This window comes from Labrys sp. 22185, assembly GCF_052045555.1.
GTDB lineage: Bacteria > Pseudomonadota > Alphaproteobacteria > Rhizobiales > Labraceae > Labrys > Labrys neptuniae.
The window spans coordinates 612,249-628,266 of record NZ_JBQEPH010000001.1; the positions used below are offsets into that span (position 1 = coordinate 612,249).

Consider the following 16,018-nt stretch of genomic DNA (forward strand, 5'->3'; position numbering starts at 1 on the left):
GGAGAGGGCAAATCGCGCCCTTATCGGCCCGGCCGAGCGGGGTGCATTCTGTCTCGGAGGGATCGGATTCTCTCCTCACCCGAGCTTGCCGATCATGCCCTTGACGAACCAGTTCATGCCGCGGATCTCGGCATCCGTGGCCACCGCGCCGGCTGCGACCTTGACGGTGCCGGCCTGGTCCTTGAGTTCGCCCGCATAGGGGTGGACCTTGCCCGAGCCAATATCGGCCTCCAACTGCTTGAGCTTGGCGACCACGTCGGCGGGGATGGCCTCGTTGTAGGGCGCCATCTTGACCACGCCGCCGGCCAGGCCGTCCCAGCGGGCCTCGGGCTTCCAATTGCCCTCGGCGACGCCCTTGGCCGCGCGGACATAATCGCTCGACCAGTCCATCGTGAAGGCGGTAAGCTGCTTGCCGGAGCCGAATTTCGCCATGTCGCTGGCATAGCCGATCGACCAGGCGCCGCCTTCGCCTGCGACCTGCACGCCGGTTGCCGTATCGGTCATCGAACAGATCACGTCGCAGCCCTGCGACAGCAGGGTCTTGGCCGCCTCCTTCTCCTTGCCGGGGTCGAACCAGGAATTGAGGAAGATCGCGTTGCAGGTGATCTCGGGCTTCACGCTCTGGGCGCCGAGCAGCAGGGCATTGGCGGGGCCGACGATGTCGGGGATCGGGAAGCCGCCGATGAAGCCGATCTTGCCGGATTTGCTCATATGGGCGCCGGCGGCGCCGGCGACGAAGGTGCCCTCGTAATATTTGGCTTCGAAGGTGCCGAGATTGGCCAGGTGCACGATACCGGAGCAATGCTCGAAGGCGATCTTGGGGAAGCGTGGCGCCACCTTCTGCAGCGGCGTGCCATGCGAGAAGCTGGTGCCGAAGATCAGCTTGTTGCCGGACGAAGCAAGCTCGCGGAAGACGCGTTCGGCATCCTGCGGCATGAAGATGTTGTCGATGACGGTGATCGCGACCTTGTCGCCGAGTTCCTTCTTGATCGCTTCGACGCCGAGGCTGTGCTGCTTGGTCCAGCCGATATCGGCGATGGGCGAGACGTAGACGACGCCGATCTTGAGCGGCTCATCCGCATAAGCGCGGCTTGCAAAGCTCCCGGTTCCCAGGGCAGTGCCGGCCATGCCGGAATATTGCAGGAATTTGCGCCTCGTCAGGTCGATCATGATGGCAGTCCTCTGTTGGCTCGGTGATTGCCCGGCTTGTCGCCGAGTCTGTATGGAAGTGTCTATTTCGAAGTGTGGCTGTGGCGATGTTTTGCCGCCTCACCATTGCTTTTCTGGGCAGTTTCGCGCCGGGTTCGCAAAGCTTCGCCGGCTTTCGGTTCCAGATAGGGCTCGAGGGCTTCACGGGGCGATAGCTCCGGGAAGACCTGCCGGTCCATGATATAACCGCGCACCACGCTGCGGTGATGGGTATCGATCAGCTCCATCGCCTGTTTGAGGCGGCCCTTTTCGAGCAGGTCGATCACCCGCGAATGGTCGTCGATCAGGTTGCAATAATCGAAATCGGCGGTGACCAGCGAGCGCAGCAGCGTGGTCCGGCGAACGAGTTGGGCATGAATGTCCTGCATCACCTTGTTGCGGCTGAGGCGGACGAAGATCGTGTGGAATTCCTGGCCGAGAACGTCCGCCAGGGCATCGTTGCCGGCAGCGATGGCCTGGCGTTGGCGTTCGACATGTTGGCGCAATTCGGCCCAGCCAGCCGGGCCTAACCGGTCGCTGAGCTGGGCTGCCACGCCCTGTTCGACCAGGGTCAGCGCGTCATAGATTTCGAGCGCTTCCTGCATGCCGGGACGGGCGACGAAGGCGCCGCGATTGCGCTCAATCTGGGCGAGGCCGTCATCGGCGAGCCGGATCAGGGCCTGGCGCACCACGATGCGGCTGACGTCGAAGATCTCGGCGAGCTCCCGTTCGCCGAGCTTGCAGCCGGGCACCAGCCGGTGCTCGATGATGGCTCGGGTCAGGATGTCGGCGATCGCCTGCGAGCGGCTGCTCATGCCCATTATCTCCCGCACCGGCAGCACGGCGTGTCCAAACTGCCTGCACCATATCGGTATTCAATCCTCTCGCCCTGTCAATCAAGAATCCTTCTTTGTCGTGCAATTTTTAATTGATTGATATCCAATCCTGTGGTTCCAATGCCCGTAACGGAGCTAGGTTCATGGGGAAGAGCTAGCCGAGGGGAGGGTGCGATGAGTCAGGCAACCCTTTGTAGCGACCGAGTCCTTGTGAACGACTGGCATGTGATTGCCGACCTCGCCAACCTGGCGCCCGACAGATCCTTCCAGACCCGCCTGCTGGGCGTGGCGCTGGATATCCGCTCCGACGACGGTGCCGTTTGGCGGGTTGTCCGAGAGGACGATAGCGCCCCGGTTACGGTGGCCTGCCGCTACGGTTTTCTGTGGGCCTGTCTCGGCGTGCCGGAACGCGACATCCCGTTCGTGCCGGAAGCCGGGGAGGGAGATCGCTATCTGGTGACCGGCGGCTCCATCGCCGTCCGTGCCTCCGGACTGCGGGCTGTCGAGAACTTCCTCGATCTGGGCCATCTGCCCTTCGTGCATGCGGGTACCCTGGGTGAAGAGCCGCATACCGAAGTGGCGCCCTACAATGTGCGCGTTACCGAGGCTGACGAAATCCTGGCGACCGAATGCAGGTTCTTCCAGCCCTTCGCCTCGCCGTCCGCGCAGGGCGGCTTTATGGTCGACTATGTCTACAAGGTGCTGCGGCCCTATACGGTGGCGCTCTACAAGAGCAATTCCGTGCACAAGCATCGCTCGGACGTGATCGTGCTGTTCGTCCAGCCGGTGGACGAGGAGAATTGCGTCGCCCATCCCCTGCTCTGCTATGTGAAGGACGGCACCGGCGAGGCCGCCATCCGCGGCTTCATGCAGTTGATCTTCGCCCAGGACAAGCCGATCCTGGAGAACCAGCTGCCCAAGCGCCTGCCGCTCGATCCGCGCGCCGAGACGCCGATCCGGGCCGACGCCGTCTCCGTCCATTACCGGCGCTGGCTCAGGGACCGTGCGGTCTCCTACGGTGCCATTCCGGCGCGGCTTTGAAGCCTTGCGCCCACCTGATTCAAGAGGAAGATCAATGACGCAGACACGATGCAAGGATCCGGTGACCCTCAATCTTTGGCACCCGCTTGCGGCAATTGTCGAAATACCCGCCGGCAGGGTGGCGGAGACCGTGCTGCTGGAAGAGAGGCTCTGCTATGCCGTCGACGAACAGGGTAACGCCGCGGCCTGGCGGGCCCGGCCCGGACTTCGTCACGGTGACAGTGTCGACATCGCGAGCCTGGAGGACACCCTTCCGGTCAAAACAGCCTATGGCTATGTCTGGACCTCGCTCGGCACGCCGCCCGCGGAGCTTTTTCCCATCCCGGAATTCGCCGAGCCCGATCGCCGCCGCCTCAATGCCGCCAGCATCGGCGTCAATGTCTCGGCACCGCGCGCCATCGAAAATTTCCTCGATATGGGCCACTTCCCCTATGTCCACACCGACATTCTCGGCGCCGAGCCGCATACCGAAGTGAAGGAATATGACGTCGAGATCTCGGTCGAGCGCGATGAGATCCTGGCGACGCGCTGCCGCTTCTTCCAGCCTATGGCCTCGACCGTCTCGACCGGCGGGGCCGATGTCGACTATGTCTACCGCGTGCCCCATCCCTTCTGCTCGGTGCTCTACAAATCGAGCCCGGCCGACGAGAACCGGCGTGACGTCATCGCCGTCTTCCTGCAGCCGGTCGACCAGGAGCATGTCCGCGCCCATATGATGCTGTGCGTCCTCGACGAGGAGAACGAGGACAAGGTGATCAAGCGCTTCCAGCAGACCATCTTCGGGCAGGACAAGCCGATCCTCGAAAACCAGTTCCCCAAGCGCCTGCCGCTCGATCCCAGGGCCGAAACGCCGATCCGCGCCGACAAGTCGGCGATCGCCTATCGCCGCTGGCTCAGCCAGAAGGGCGTGACCTATGGCGTCATTCCCGCCGCGACCTGACGACAAGAGCAAAGCGCGTTCAGGCGTGAACGCTTGTTTGCTCTCGCTTTTTGTTTCGACGCGTCTTTGCGGTTCGACGTGACGACGTCTCATCGCAAAACGCTTTGCCGCATTCCGGAGACCACCATGCTCGAGACCGCCAAGACCCGCTGGCATCCCATTGCCGCGTCGCATGACCTGCCGTTCCGCCATGTCTTCCACGGCCAGTTGCTCGGCCGCGAATTCGCCGTCTGGCGCGCCGATGACGGCTACATCAACATCTGGGAGAACCGCTGCCTGCATCGCGGCGTGCGCCTGTCGATCGGCATCAATGACGGGCGCGAGCTCAAATGCCAGTATCACGGCTGGCGCTATTCCAACCGCACCGCAGGCTGCACCTATATCCCGGCCCATCCGGCCGACGCCCCGGCACGCACCATCACCAACCGCACCTTTTCCTCAGTGGAACGCTACGGCCTGATCTGGTCGGCCGAGGAACCGCTCGGTGAGGTGCCGGAGATTGCAGGTCTTTCGGAAGGCAACCTCCTCGCCCTGCGCGGCATCCCGGTGAATGCCCCGCCAGAATTCGTGGCGGAAGGGCTGAAGGCCTATCGCTTCCAGCCGAGCGATGCCTTGGCCGGCACATCGGCCGAGACGGTAGCTGAGGCCGCCGATGGGTTGAGCGTGGCCTTGCGCGCCAAGGAGGGCGAGCATTTGACCCTGGCGGTCTTCTTCGTGCAGCCGGTCGATTCCAACCGCTCCGTCATCCGGGGCGTGCTCGATGCCGTATCGGAAGGGCCCGCCCGGCTGGCGGTGCTGCGCCATCACAACGAGCTTCTCTCCAAACTGCGCGACAGGCTGGAGCGCGAGGCGGCCGCCCGGCCGGCGCCGGCGCCTTTGGAAGCGGTAATCGAGCGTGTCTCCCCCGAGCTTGCCGAGATGCCCGAACTCGCCGCCCATGGGCGCAAGGCCACCATTCGCGTCGAGGTGGCACGGAAATGGCAGGCGGCCGATGGCATTGCCGGTTTCGAGTTGCGTCCGGTGAAGGGCCTGCTACCGACCTTCCAGCCTGGCGCCCATATCGACGTGCACCTGCCCAACGGCCTGATCCGCCAATATTCCATCACCAACGGCCCCGGCGAGGCCGACCGCTATGTCATCGGCGTCAAGCTGGAGCGCGAGTCCAAGGGCGGCTCGGCCTGCCTGCATGACAGCGTGCGGGAAGGGGACGTGCTGGCGATTTCCGATCCGCGCAACAATTTCCCCCTGCGCCGGGATGCCTTGAAGACCCTCTTCATCGCCGGCGGCATCGGCGTGACCCCGATGCTGGCCATGGCCCAGGCGCTGCATCACCAGGGGCTGGCGCATGAGTTCCATTATTTCGCACAGAACGAGGCACAGCTTGCCTTCCGCGATCGGCTGGAGCTGTTGAAGGCAACGCTGGTGCCGCATCTCGGGCTCGGCCCGGAAGCGACGGCGGCCAAGCTGCGCGAAATCCTCGGGGCCTATGATGGCGACACGCATCTCTATCTCTGCGGCCCGGGACCGATGCTGGAGGCGGCCCGCGCCATCGCCGCAGAGCTCGGCTGGCCGGAAGAGGCGGTGCATTTCGAGTATTTCAAGAACACCAAGGAGATCGACGATAGTTCCAGCTTCGAGATCGCTTTGGCGCGCTCGAACATGACGCTGACAGTGCCGGCCGGGCGCACCATTCTCGAAGTCATGCGCGAGGCCGGTATCGATATGCCATCCTCCTGCGAGCAGGGAGCCTGCGGCACCTGCCTATGCTCGGTGATCGAGGGGGAACCCGATCACCAGGACGTCTATCTCACCGAGGCCGAGAAGAAGTCGGGCACCAAGATCATGACCTGCGTCTCGCGTGCCAAGTCGGCCCGCCTCATTCTCGATCTGTAGGACTAAAGCCGTGATCAAACTCTACGACTACGAACTCTCGGGCAATTGCTACAAGCTGCGCCTGCTGATGGGCATCCTGGGTATCCCCTATGAAACCGTGCCGGTCGATTTCTATCCCGGCCGCGAGCACAAGTCGGACTGGTTCCTCAGGATCAATCCGCTCGGCCAATTGCCGGTGATCGACGATGACGGGCTGGTGCTGCGCGACGCCCAGGCCATCCTGGTCTATCTCGCTACCCAATATGATGCTGGGGGCAGCTGGTATCCGCGCGATAATCCGGCCTTGCTCGGCGAGATCAGCCAGTGGCTGGCCTTCGCCGACGGCATCACCGCCACGGCTTCGGCGGCGCGGCTGCATGATGGCCTGTTCTACGAGCTCGACGTCGAGGCGGCGCGGGCCGGCGCCCACCGCCTGTTCCGCATCCTTGACGAGCATTTGTGGTTCGGCGAGCAGGAAAAGCGCGACTGGCTGTGCAGCGCGCCCCAGCCGACCATCGCCGACATTACCTGCTTTCCCTATGTGATGCTGTCGGAGGAGGGCGGCATTCCCCGCCAGGACTATCCGGCGATCCGCCGCTGGGCCGATCGGGTCAAGCGCATCAAGGGCTTTTCGGTGATGTCCGGCGTCTTTCCCGCCGGCCCGGCGAAAGCGGCGTGACCGGCACGTCGCTTTCGGTTTGCGTCACCCCTCCACCAGCACCGAGGTCTTGGCGAATCGGGTCACGTCGATCAGGCCCTTGTCGGAGATGCGCAGCTCCGGGATGACCACCAGCGCCAGCAGCGAGTGCTGCATATAGGCGTTGTTGAGCGTGCAGCCGCAGGCGCGCATCGCCTCGACCAGCCGGCCCGCCTTGCCGGCCACGATCTCGGCCCGCTCGTCCGACATCAGCCCGGCCACGGGCAGTTCGACCAAAGCGAGTTCGCGGCCCTCGCTGATCATCACGATGCCGCCGCCGACCTCTCCGAGCCGGTTGGCAGCCAGCGCCATATCGCTTTTGTTGGTGCCCACCACGATCATGTGATGGCTGTCATGCGCCACGGTGGAGGCCATGGCGCAGTCCCTGGTGTAGCCGAAGCCGGACACGAAGGCGTTGACCACCTCACCGGTGGCGCGGTGGCGCTCGACCAGGGCGATCTGGCAGACATCATTGGCCCTGTCCATGCCGACGATGCCGTCCTCGACCGGCAGCGTCCTTTCCAGCGCCTTGGTGGGCGCCTGGTTCTCGACCACGCCGATCACCCGGGCCGTGACCTCGGAGGTGCCGGGCGCGGCGATGTCGAAATCCCCGGCCTCCAGGCGCTTGCCGAGCCGAACCGTATTGCAGGCACTGTCCGGATAGGCGTAGCGCGGGATCTCCGCCGTCAGCGCCCCATGCTCGGCCAGCAGCTCTCCGCGGGCGAACACCATCTCGATGGGAAGGGCCGCAAGGTCGGAGCTGATGATGAGATCGGCGCGGCGACCCGGCGCGATCGAACCGAGCTCGCGTTCGAGGCCGAAATGCTGCGCGGTGTTGAGCGTCGCCATCTGGATGGCGGTGACGGGCTTCAGGCCCTGGGCGATGGCATGGCGCACCACCCGGTTCATATGGCCGTCATTGACGAGCGTGCCGGAATGGCTGTCGTCGGTGCACAGGATGAAGTTGCGCGGATCGAGGCCGCGCTCGGTGATCGCCTTGACCTGCGCGGCGACGTCGTACCAGGCCGAGCCGAGGCGCAGCATGGCGCGCATGCCCTGGCGCACCCGGGCGATGGCGTCGTCCACGGTGGTGCCCTCGTGATCGTCGGCCGGGCCGCCAGCCGCATAGGCATGGAAGGCGCGGCCGAGATCGGTGGAGGCATAGTGGCCGCCCACGGTGAGGCGGGCCGCCTGGGTCGCTGCGATCTCCGCCAGCATCTTGGCATCGTTCGAGGCGACGCCAGGGAAATTCATCATCTCGCCGAGGCCGATGATATTGGGCCAGGACAGGGCCTGCTTGACGTCATCGGCGCTGAGTTCGGCACCGGCGCGCTCCAGCCCGGGCGCGCTCGGCACGCAGCTCGGCACTTGCACCAGGATGTTGATCGGCAGGCTTTGCGCCTCGTCGTTCATCAGTTTGACGCCGGGCAGGCCCAGCACATTGGCGATCTCGTGTGGATCGATGAACATGGTGGTGGTGCCGTGCGGGATGACGGCGCGCGCGAACTCGGTCACCGTGACCAGGCCGCTCTCGACATGCATGTGCCCGTCGCACAGGCCTGGTACGAGATAGCGGCCGGCGGCGTCGACGACCCTGGTCTCAGGCCCGATGGCGTGGCCGGCATCCGGCCCGACATAGGCAAAGCGCCCGGCCGAAATAGCGACATCGGTTTCCGGTACGATCTCGCCGGAATAGACGTTCACCCAGCGCCCGTTGCGGATGACCAGATCGGCCGGCGTGCGGCCCATGGCGACGTCGACCAGCCGGGGCGCGATTTCAGACCAGGGCTTCAGCATGTCCTGCTGTCCTTTCAGTTCGAAGAAGAGACGGGCGGGCATCGAGGCACCCGCCCGCGCGGATCGTCAGGCCTGCACCTGCAAGACCAGCATGGCCGCGAGCACCGCCACGAACCACATCACCGGCCTCACTTCGCCCGGCTTGCCGGCGAGAAGCTTGAGCAGGACATAGGCGATGACCGCGAGCGACAGGCCGAGCGTGATCGAGAAGGTGAGGGGGATCAGCACGATGGCGAGGAAGGCCGGGATGGCGTCCTCCATGCTCGACCATTGGATGCGGCCCATCGGTTCGGACATGAACAGGCCGGTGAGGATCAGCACCGGCGCCGTGGCGATCGCCGGCACCAGCGACAGCAGCGGCGACAGGAACAGGAAGGGCAGGAAGAGCAGGCCCGAGACCAGCGCGACCAGGCCCGTACGGCCGCCCTGGGCGATGCCGGCGCCCGATTCCAGATAGACCGTGGCCGGGCTGGTGCCGAGCGGCGCCGAGATCAGGGCGGCGACCGCGTCGACATGCATCGACTGCTTGACGTTGCGCGGCATGCCGTTCTCGTCCTTGAGGTCGGCGGCTTCGGCCAGGCCGAGGAAGGTCGACAGCGCCTCGACGAAATTCGTGAACAGGAACACGAAGATGAAGGGCGCATAGGCAAATTGCAGGGCACCGAGAAGATCGATCTTGCCGACGAAGCTGAAATCGGGGGCGGCGGTCAGCCCGCTCCAGTTGACCAGCGTGTGCAGGTCCGGCGTGCCGGCATTGAAGGCGGCGCCATCGCCCCACCAGCGCCCGATCGGGATGGCGAGAAGGGTGGTGATGATCATGCCGAGCATCATGGCGCCGGGCAGGCGGCGCACCACCAGCGCCACCGTGACGATGAAACCGGCGATGAAGGTGAGCGTCACCGGCGAGAAATGGGTGAGCCCGACGATGGTGTCGGCATTCGAGACGATGAACTTGGCGTTGACCAGGCCGATCAGGGCGATGAACAGGCCGATGCCGCAGGCGATGCCATAGCGCAAGTCGGCCGGTATCGCCTCGATCACCGCCGTGCGCAGGTCGAGGATCGCCATGATGGTGAAGAGCACGCCAGCCCACAACACGCAGCCGAGCGCGATCTCCAGCGGCACCTTGGCGCCGAGCACCATCGTATAGGTAAAGAGCGCGTTGATGCCCATGCCGGGCGCCACCAGGATCGGGCTGCGGGCATAGAGGCCCATGGCGCAGCTGCCGATGAAGCTGACCAGCACGGTGGCGGTGACGCCGGCCGAGAACGGAATGCCGGCCGGCAGCAGGATCGCGGGATTGACGACGATGACGTAGGAAGCCGCCAGGAAGGTCGTCAGCCCGGCCAGGATCTCGGTGCGAACCGTCGATCCGAAGTGCGATATCCGGAAATAGCGGTCGAGCGCGGCGGCGAGCCAGGATTGGCCCTGGCCCGCTCCCCTTGCCTCGACATCGGTTTGATAGCCCATTTCTCTTCCCCTCAGGATTATTGTCGTTATGGAGCTGGGCAGGGGCCGTCTATGCCGCTGCCCCGATGTCGTTGCCCGTCGCTTGGATCATTGGTGAGATCACCTTCAAATTCACGCAATCGACCACGCCGAGATCGGTGATCGCGTAATCGGGAATCGCCGTGATCTGCAGCACGAACATGTACATGAACGGCCAGGGCAGGTCGCAGCCCAGGCTCCGCACCGCGTCGTCGAGCCGCAATTCCTTCTCGGCCATTGCCTGAGGCTCGATATCCGCCACGATGCCGCCGATCGGCAGATGCAGGAATTCGAGCACCTTGCCGTCGCGCACCACCACCTGGCCGCCCTGGTTGGCGATGAGATGGTTGATGGCAACGGCCATGTCTTCTGGATTGGTGCCGATGCAGATGATGTTGTTGTCGTCGGGCGCGGTGGAGCTGGCCATGGCGCCGGCCTTCAGGCCGAAGCCCGAAGTGAAGGCAACGGGGCGGTTGCGCGTCTTGCCGTAGCGCTCGACCACGATGATGTACTGCACGTCCTGGCCGATATCGGCTTGCACACGCCCGTCCCTCACCGGCAGCGTCACGTCGCGCCGCGTGCGCACGAAGATCTTCTCGGGCGTGACCGCGATCGCCAGCACGTCGGCACTGTCGCCGGCGCCGGTGATGGGCACCACGATCTCCTCGGGCTTGACCGGTTCGAGCTTGATCGAGTGCAGCAGCGCCTCGCTACGCGGCGGCGGCGCGAGATCGACGGCCATCCTGCCGTCGCGTGCCGCCAGGGCGCCCTTGGCGATCACCGCTTCGATCTTGAAGTCGCGCAAATCGTTGACCAGCAGGATGTCGGCGGCCCGCCCCGGCGAGATCGAGCCGACCTTGTCGTCGATCCTCAGGGCATCGGCGCCGTTGATCGTCGCCATCTGGATCGCCGCCATCGGCGAGATGCCCATGGCGATCGCCATGCGCACCATGTTGTCGAGATGGCCGCGCGCCAGGATGTCGCTGGCGACGACGTCGTCGGTGCAGAAGCTGATGCGGCGCAGGGCCTTCACGCCCATTTCGGTGACGATGCGCAGATTGTCGGAGAGGAAATGCGAGATCGAGGATTCGCGCACCACCACATGCATGCCGGCGCGCAGCTTCTCCAGCATCTCCTCGGGCGTATAGCTCTCATGGTCGGCGCGCACGCGGGCCTGCTGATAAGCGTCGAGCCGGGCGCCGCGCGTCATCGGGCAGCAGCCGAGCAAAGGCAGGCGGCTGGCCTCGGCGATCTCGATCGCCTTGAGCACGTCGGCATCCTCTTCCTGGATGAATTCGCGCACCGTCTCCCAGATGCCGACGCATTCGGGCCAGTGATGGGTGGCGAGGTGGTCCTGCGGGCCGAAATAATGCCCGACGGTGGAGCGGGGCATGGTGTAGGGCGTCTTGCAGGGCGCGCCCCAGAACACTTTCAGCGGCGTCTGGCGCGCCTCGTCGAGGAATTCGCGGGCGGCGGCGGGGCCGCCCACCACGATGATCTGGTCGAGGCCGGTGACGATCGAGGTGGTGCCGAGCGGCACGACGGCCTTGGCGAAGCTGGTGATCGAGAGCTTGGAGCATTCGACATGCAGATGGCCGTCGATCATGCCCGGGCAGAGATATTTGCCGCTGGCATCGACGATCTCGGTCTCGGAGCCGATATGATCGGCGATGTCGCCGACGGCGATGATGCGGTCGCCGAGAATGGCGATGTCGGCCTTGTAGATCTCCTCCGACACCACATTGACCAGCCGGCCGCCGCGAACCGCCAGGCTCGCCTTGGCGCCGTGGCCCGACGCGGCGCGAATGAATTCCCGTATATCCGTCACTGAAACCTCCCTGGATTGGGGGGAGTATTCCGGCAGAGCATCGTTTACACAACTGGCCGAATTAGGCTATCCGATGAACTGATCGTCCAATTCTTTGAACGAAATTGAGGCCGGCATGGATCTTTCCATCATCGATTGCTTCGTGAAAGTCGCGGATGCCCGCTCGATCTCCGCCGCCGCCCGGCTGCACCGCCTGCCCAAATCGACGCTCAGCCATCGCATCCGCCAGCTCGAGGACGAGTTCGGCGTCGAGCTCTTCGTGCGCGAGGGCCATCACCTGCATGTCACCGATGCCGGCTCCGAATTGCTGCGCCATGCCCGCCGCATCCAGGCGAGCTGCGAGGATGCGGCGACGGCCATGGCCGAGATGCGCCACGAGGTGGCCGGCACGCTGCGGGTCGGCTCCACCGGCGAGTTCGGCACCACCATCACCTCCGAACTGCTGTTCGCCTTCCGCCAGAACTATCCGCAGGTGGTGCTCGACGTGATGTTCCTCACCTCGCGCCAGCCCTTCTCGGATGTCACCGAACTCGCCCTCGACGGCATCTTTCATTGGGGTGAGCCGTCCGAGATCGACTATGTCAGCCGCCGCCTGGCGACGGCCTCCTACGGGCTCTATGCCAGCCCCGATTATCTCGAGCGCCACGGCCTGCCTGAAACGACCGAGGATCTCGCCCGCCATCGCGGCCTGATCTTCCGCCAGCCCACCCGCCCGCAATCCTGGTACCTTGCCGACGCGCAAGGCGCGGAGACCGACATCCTGCCGCCGGTGAGCTGCATGACCAACGACTACTGGACCCTCAAATATTTCGCGGTGGCCGGCGAGGGCATTGCCTATCTGCCCGGCTTCTTCGTCGAAACCGAATGCGAGCACGGCCTGCTTGCGCCCGTGCTGCCGCACTGGCGTTCGCCGGAGACGGCGATCAACCTGATCTATTCCCGGCGCCGGCACGTCTCGCGCCGCTTCCGGGCCTTTGCCGATTTCTGCGCTGATTTCTATCGCGACCGGGAAAAGGGGCGGGTTCCTCGCTATTATGTCGAGCGCGTCGGCTGACGATGGGCCGATCAACTCTTTGAAAAGACAGGAAAATGCTGTAAGAGCCTCAGGCGCTCTGCGGCCCGATGCCCTCCTGATGGGCGTTGCGAGCGCAAAAGAGCAACGAAAGCAGCATGTTGGACAGAGACTTTTCCATCGCCCCGATGATGGATTTGACCGACTGAAGCGAAAAAGAGAAAGGCGCCAGCTAGTTAGCGGCGCCTCGGCTTCGATGTTGAACTTTTGTTGTCCCGGAATTATCGGTGAAGTTGATCAGCCTCGCGCTGCGCTGCCTTGCGTCTGGCATCGAGATAATCGGCCAAATCCTGCAGGTGAACACCCTTTGCGGACTTCTGGCTTGCCTCGATCCGGACGAGAGGGATCTTGATCTCGCCTGCGCTGACCTTCCGTAGGAACTTGTCGGGCGTCAGGTGGGAGAAGTAATCCCGGCACACTCGCTCGGCCGGGATCACGGCAAGGCCATCGTATTGGGCCAGCAGAAGAAATGCAGTGTTCATCTTAGGCGGCCTCCGCAGGATCGCAGGTAATTGCGCGACGGGCGGCGTCGCGGCGTTTCTGGTTGAGCTTGTGTGTCACCATCTCGGTATGGATGACGCAGAGGCGTCGCCGGCAGAGATGGTCGAGTTGCTTGCGCGGCGGGATCGGCCCGTGTTCCACGACGAAGTAGGCGATATGCGGCGCGACGGTTCCGCCGTCTAGGCTCATGCGGCCATAGCCGGCGCCGCGACCGCTGTCGCCGGAAGTCGGCCCCGTCCAGAGTCTGCAGGACGTGGTGAGGCCGAGCCCTGGCGGCGGCGGTGCCTCGACCGTACGGGCGAGGATCTTCTCGCGGATGCGGTCGCGGCGGGAGGTCATTTCGCCCTCCCGCCGATCGCCGGAACCGCCAAGCCCCAGCGCAGTTTGAGCGCCGGAGGTGTGCCATGGACCCCAAACCCTTCAGCAGCCCGGTGAGGTTCGAGACCGGCATCGGCCAATTCCGCATTGTGGCGACGACGCAGGAGGCGGCGCGCGTCCTGCTGATGAACTGGCCTGTCGACGAGGGCGAAGCCTACTTCGCCGCGCGTCAGGCCTGCCTGGATGCGCTTGAGGGAGAAATACCTGCTGAGATGGCTCGCGCGGCCTTTGTCGAGGCCTGCGACGAGGCCGGCATGTATGTGATGCAATGAGGTCATGGCGCCGCCTCCGGCAGCGAAGCATCGGCCGGCAGCCGCTCGAAACGGCCGTCGGTGAATTCGAGGAAGTGGCGAACCCAGATCCGTCCGTCGGCCTCTTCGCGGTAGACCTTGACGCGATCGCCCTCGATCAGGGGGCGGGCCGCCTGCACGGTGCCGTTGCCGATCTCGACACAGATCGATCCTCGCTTGAGGTGACGCCAGCGCGGCCCCTGGCCGCCATTGCGCAGGGCGACCTGCAACTCGCGGAGGAGGCGGATCGGAACGGGCAGTTTCCAGTCCGGTTCCAAGCCGGGCGCGAGCGGCAGGGTGCTGGCCATAGGCTCGCCGTTCTCGCGATCAGCGGCTTCGAGGATCTCGACCAGGGCGCGCGCGGTGACGGTGATGTCAGACATGTCAGGGCTCCTTGCCGAAATCGATGCCCACGACGCATGTCTTGCTGCCGGAGCCTTCGAGGCTGTTGAGTTCGTCGACAAGGCGGGTAATTTCGCTGCGCAGGGTGGCGGCGCGATCAGGGTTGGCGTCTGCCTTATCGGCGGCCTCGATCATGTCGGCCGCGATGTTGCGCGCTTGGGCGACGGAGAGGTAGAACTGCTCATACCGTGGCGGCCAGGCCGGCCCGGGCGCCGTGACGGTGAGCATGACGGTCGAGCCGACCGCCTGGACGATGTAGTTGCTAGCCATTGGTCTTCCTCATCGGCATGAGCACGAACTGCGCGGCGGCGCCGGCCGAGGGTTCGAACAGGAAGGGGGACATCGGATCGCTGACGCGCATCAGCACCTGGTCGCCGGGGCAATGGGCCAGGATGTCGAGCAGGTAGCGGGAATTGACGTAGATCCTCATCGGCTCGGCGCCGTCGAAGGTCGCATCCAGCTCGTCGCCGCCGTCGCCGACATCGATCGAGCGGCACGAGAGGTTCACCTTGTCCGCCTCCAGCGCCAGTTCGATCTCGCGGCTCTTCGCGGCGGAGCCGATGGCGGAGACCCGATCGACGGCGGCCGCCAGTTCGGCGCGCGCCGCCGCGAGCGTCAGGCCGTTGTCGCGAGGGATGACGCGGGCATAATCGGGAAACGTGCCGTCAACCAGCTTGGATTGCAGGACGGTATTGGCGGCCGAAAGCCGGATCATCGTCTCGGCGATTTCGAGCCTCACGTCGCCGGCCGTCTTCAGCGACGACAGGAATCTGGAGGCCTCGGCGACGAAGCCGGTGGGGACGATGATGCCCGGCATGCCGACGGCATCGGCCGGAGCCTCGACCTGATCGCGCGCCAGGCGATGCCCGTCGGTCGCCACGGCGCGCAGCACGGCGGTGCCGGCATCGTCTACGGCGTGGAGATAGATGCCGTTGAGGTAGTAGCGCGTTTCCTCGGTCGAGATCGCGAAATCGACGGTCGTCAGCAGCTGCTGAAGCGCGGCGGCCGGCATTGAGAATTCGCGGCGCCACTCCTGCGGCTGCATGGAGGGATAGTCGAGCGCCGGCAGGGTGAGCAGGGTGAAGCGGCTGCGGCCGGAGCGGACGATGACGCGGGTATCCTCGGCCGTCATGCTGACCTGCGCGCCGTCGTCGAACTTACGCACGATATCGCTGATGGCGCCGGCCGGCACCGTCAGCGCGAAGGCATCGCCATCGGCCGGCACGGTCGCCTCGATCCGCATGTCGAGATTGGTCGAGGTGATCGTGACGGATCCGATGTCGGCGACGATCAGCACGTTGCCGAGGATCGGGATGGTGTTCTTGCGGTCGATGATGCGTGAGACCGCCTGCAGGGCAGCCCAAAGGCTTCCCCGCTCCATGGTGATGGTGGCTGGCATTAGAAGCGAATTCCTGTGACGGAGATGGCGCCGGCCATGCCGGCTTCGCACCAATAGAAAGAGGCGTCTTCGGGGGCGTCTTCCCTCTGGTACATCCAGTATTGGCGGATCTCGCCGGGATCGACGGCCCAGCCGTCCCATTCCTCGTCGACCTCGCCGAGGTCTCGATGCTGCTGGAAAGTCTGCTGAAGCTCGTTGGCAACGGAGGCCGGGTCGACATGGCCGTAGACGAACAAGCCCCAGGGCTCGCCGTCTTCGGTCCGGAAAAACTCGACAAGGCGCGTCATCG

Annotated in this window: 17 protein-coding genes; 6 read left to right on the plus strand and 11 right to left on the minus strand. The window is 64.8% G+C overall.

From position 1 onward, the window contains the following. Positions 1 to 75: 75 nt before the first annotated feature. Complete coding sequence (locus tag ACTJKX_RS02785; RefSeq protein WP_440724283.1) at positions 76 to 1,170, minus strand: BMP family ABC transporter substrate-binding protein; 1,095 nt, start codon at positions 1,168 to 1,170, stop codon at positions 76 to 78. Between the two features lie 62 nt (positions 1,171 to 1,232). Beyond that, on the minus strand, positions 1,233 to 2,003 hold the full coding sequence (locus ACTJKX_RS02790; RefSeq protein ID WP_367623982.1) for a GntR family transcriptional regulator: 771 nt from the start codon (positions 2,001 to 2,003) through the stop codon (positions 1,233 to 1,235). A gap of 195 nt (positions 2,004 to 2,198) precedes the next feature. Here ACTJKX_RS02790 and ACTJKX_RS02795 point away from each other — a divergent pair, with 195 nt between their 5' ends. The 4 genes from ACTJKX_RS02795 (at position 2,199) to ACTJKX_RS02810 (ending at position 6,556) form a co-directional block, all read left to right on the plus strand. Continuing rightward, positions 2,199 to 3,065 carry an aromatic ring-hydroxylating dioxygenase subunit alpha gene (locus ACTJKX_RS02795; RefSeq protein ID WP_440724284.1) on the plus strand — a complete coding sequence of 289 codons (867 nt, stop codon included), beginning with the start codon at positions 2,199 to 2,201 and terminating at the stop codon, positions 3,063 to 3,065. A 34-nt stretch (positions 3,066 to 3,099) separates the two neighbouring features. After that, entirely contained in the window at positions 3,100 to 4,005 is a 906-nt protein-coding gene (locus ACTJKX_RS02800) for an aromatic ring-hydroxylating dioxygenase subunit alpha (RefSeq protein ID WP_367623980.1), read from the plus strand. A 126-nt stretch (positions 4,006 to 4,131) separates the two neighbouring features. After that, the gene (locus ACTJKX_RS02805) at positions 4,132 to 5,898 is read left to right on the plus strand and encodes a Rieske 2Fe-2S domain-containing protein (RefSeq protein ID WP_440724285.1); all 1,767 of its coding nucleotides are present in this window, start codon (positions 4,132 to 4,134) and stop codon (positions 5,896 to 5,898) included. A 10-nt stretch (positions 5,899 to 5,908) separates the two neighbouring features. Continuing rightward, positions 5,909 to 6,556 carry a glutathione S-transferase family protein gene (locus ACTJKX_RS02810; RefSeq protein WP_440724286.1) on the plus strand — a complete coding sequence of 216 codons (648 nt, stop codon included), beginning with the start codon at positions 5,909 to 5,911 and terminating at the stop codon, positions 6,554 to 6,556. Positions 6,557 to 6,580: 24 nt separating this feature from the next. Here the strand turns inward: ACTJKX_RS02810 and ade are convergent, their stop codons facing one another. From ade to ACTJKX_RS02825, 3 genes are all read right to left on the minus strand, one after another. After that, the gene (gene ade, locus ACTJKX_RS02815; RefSeq protein ID WP_440724504.1) at positions 6,581 to 8,371 is read right to left on the minus strand and encodes an adenine deaminase; all 1,791 of its coding nucleotides are present in this window, start codon (positions 8,369 to 8,371) and stop codon (positions 6,581 to 6,583) included. A gap of 66 nt (positions 8,372 to 8,437) precedes the next feature. After that, on the minus strand, positions 8,438 to 9,841 hold the full coding sequence (locus ACTJKX_RS02820; RefSeq protein WP_367623977.1) for an NCS2 family permease: 1,404 nt from the start codon (positions 9,839 to 9,841) through the stop codon (positions 8,438 to 8,440). Between the two features lie 49 nt (positions 9,842 to 9,890). Further along, entirely contained in the window at positions 9,891 to 11,687 is a 1,797-nt protein-coding gene (locus ACTJKX_RS02825; RefSeq protein WP_440724287.1) for an adenine deaminase, read from the minus strand. 115 nt (positions 11,688 to 11,802) lie between these two features. Between ACTJKX_RS02825 and ACTJKX_RS02830 the strand changes: the two genes are divergently transcribed. Beyond that, complete coding sequence (locus ACTJKX_RS02830; protein ID WP_440724288.1) at positions 11,803 to 12,741, plus strand: LysR family transcriptional regulator; 939 nt, start codon at positions 11,803 to 11,805, stop codon at positions 12,739 to 12,741. A 239-nt stretch (positions 12,742 to 12,980) separates the two neighbouring features. Here ACTJKX_RS02830 and ACTJKX_RS02835 read toward each other — a convergent pair whose 3' ends face one another. After that, positions 12,981 to 13,241, minus strand: coding sequence for a pyocin activator PrtN family protein (locus tag ACTJKX_RS02835; RefSeq protein WP_440724289.1), 261 nt, complete (start codon positions 13,239 to 13,241; stop codon positions 12,981 to 12,983). 1 nt (position 13,242) lies between these two features. Next, positions 13,243 to 13,599, minus strand: coding sequence for an HNH endonuclease (locus tag ACTJKX_RS02840; protein WP_440724290.1), 357 nt, complete (start codon positions 13,597 to 13,599; stop codon positions 13,243 to 13,245). A gap of 65 nt (positions 13,600 to 13,664) precedes the next feature. Between ACTJKX_RS02840 and ACTJKX_RS02845 the strand changes: the two genes are divergently transcribed. Continuing rightward, entirely contained in the window at positions 13,665 to 13,910 is a 246-nt protein-coding gene (locus ACTJKX_RS02845; protein ID WP_440724291.1) for a DUF982 domain-containing protein, read from the plus strand. 2 nt (positions 13,911 to 13,912) lie between these two features. Here ACTJKX_RS02845 and ACTJKX_RS02850 read toward each other — a convergent pair whose 3' ends face one another. Genes ACTJKX_RS02850 through ACTJKX_RS02865 form a run of 4 tightly spaced genes read right to left on the minus strand, consistent with a single transcriptional unit; the run spans position 13,913 to position 16,016 of the window. Then, positions 13,913 to 14,311, minus strand: a complete 399-nt coding sequence (locus tag ACTJKX_RS02850; RefSeq protein ID WP_440724292.1) for a hypothetical protein — start codon at positions 14,309 to 14,311, stop codon at positions 13,913 to 13,915. Position 14,312: 1 nt separating this feature from the next. Beyond that, a complete protein-coding gene (locus tag ACTJKX_RS02855) occupies positions 14,313 to 14,600 on the minus strand; it encodes a hypothetical protein (protein WP_440724293.1) in 288 nt (95 codons plus the stop codon). Further along, on the minus strand, positions 14,593 to 15,729 hold the full coding sequence (gene dnaN, locus ACTJKX_RS02860) for a DNA polymerase III subunit beta (protein WP_440724294.1): 1,137 nt from the start codon (positions 15,727 to 15,729) through the stop codon (positions 14,593 to 14,595). The genes ACTJKX_RS02855 and dnaN overlap by 8 nt, the downstream gene beginning before the upstream one ends. Next, positions 15,729 to 16,016, minus strand: coding sequence for a hypothetical protein (locus tag ACTJKX_RS02865; RefSeq protein ID WP_440724295.1), 288 nt, complete (start codon positions 16,014 to 16,016; stop codon positions 15,729 to 15,731). The genes dnaN and ACTJKX_RS02865 overlap by 1 nt, the downstream gene beginning before the upstream one ends. Positions 16,017 to 16,018 lie beyond the last annotated feature (2 nt).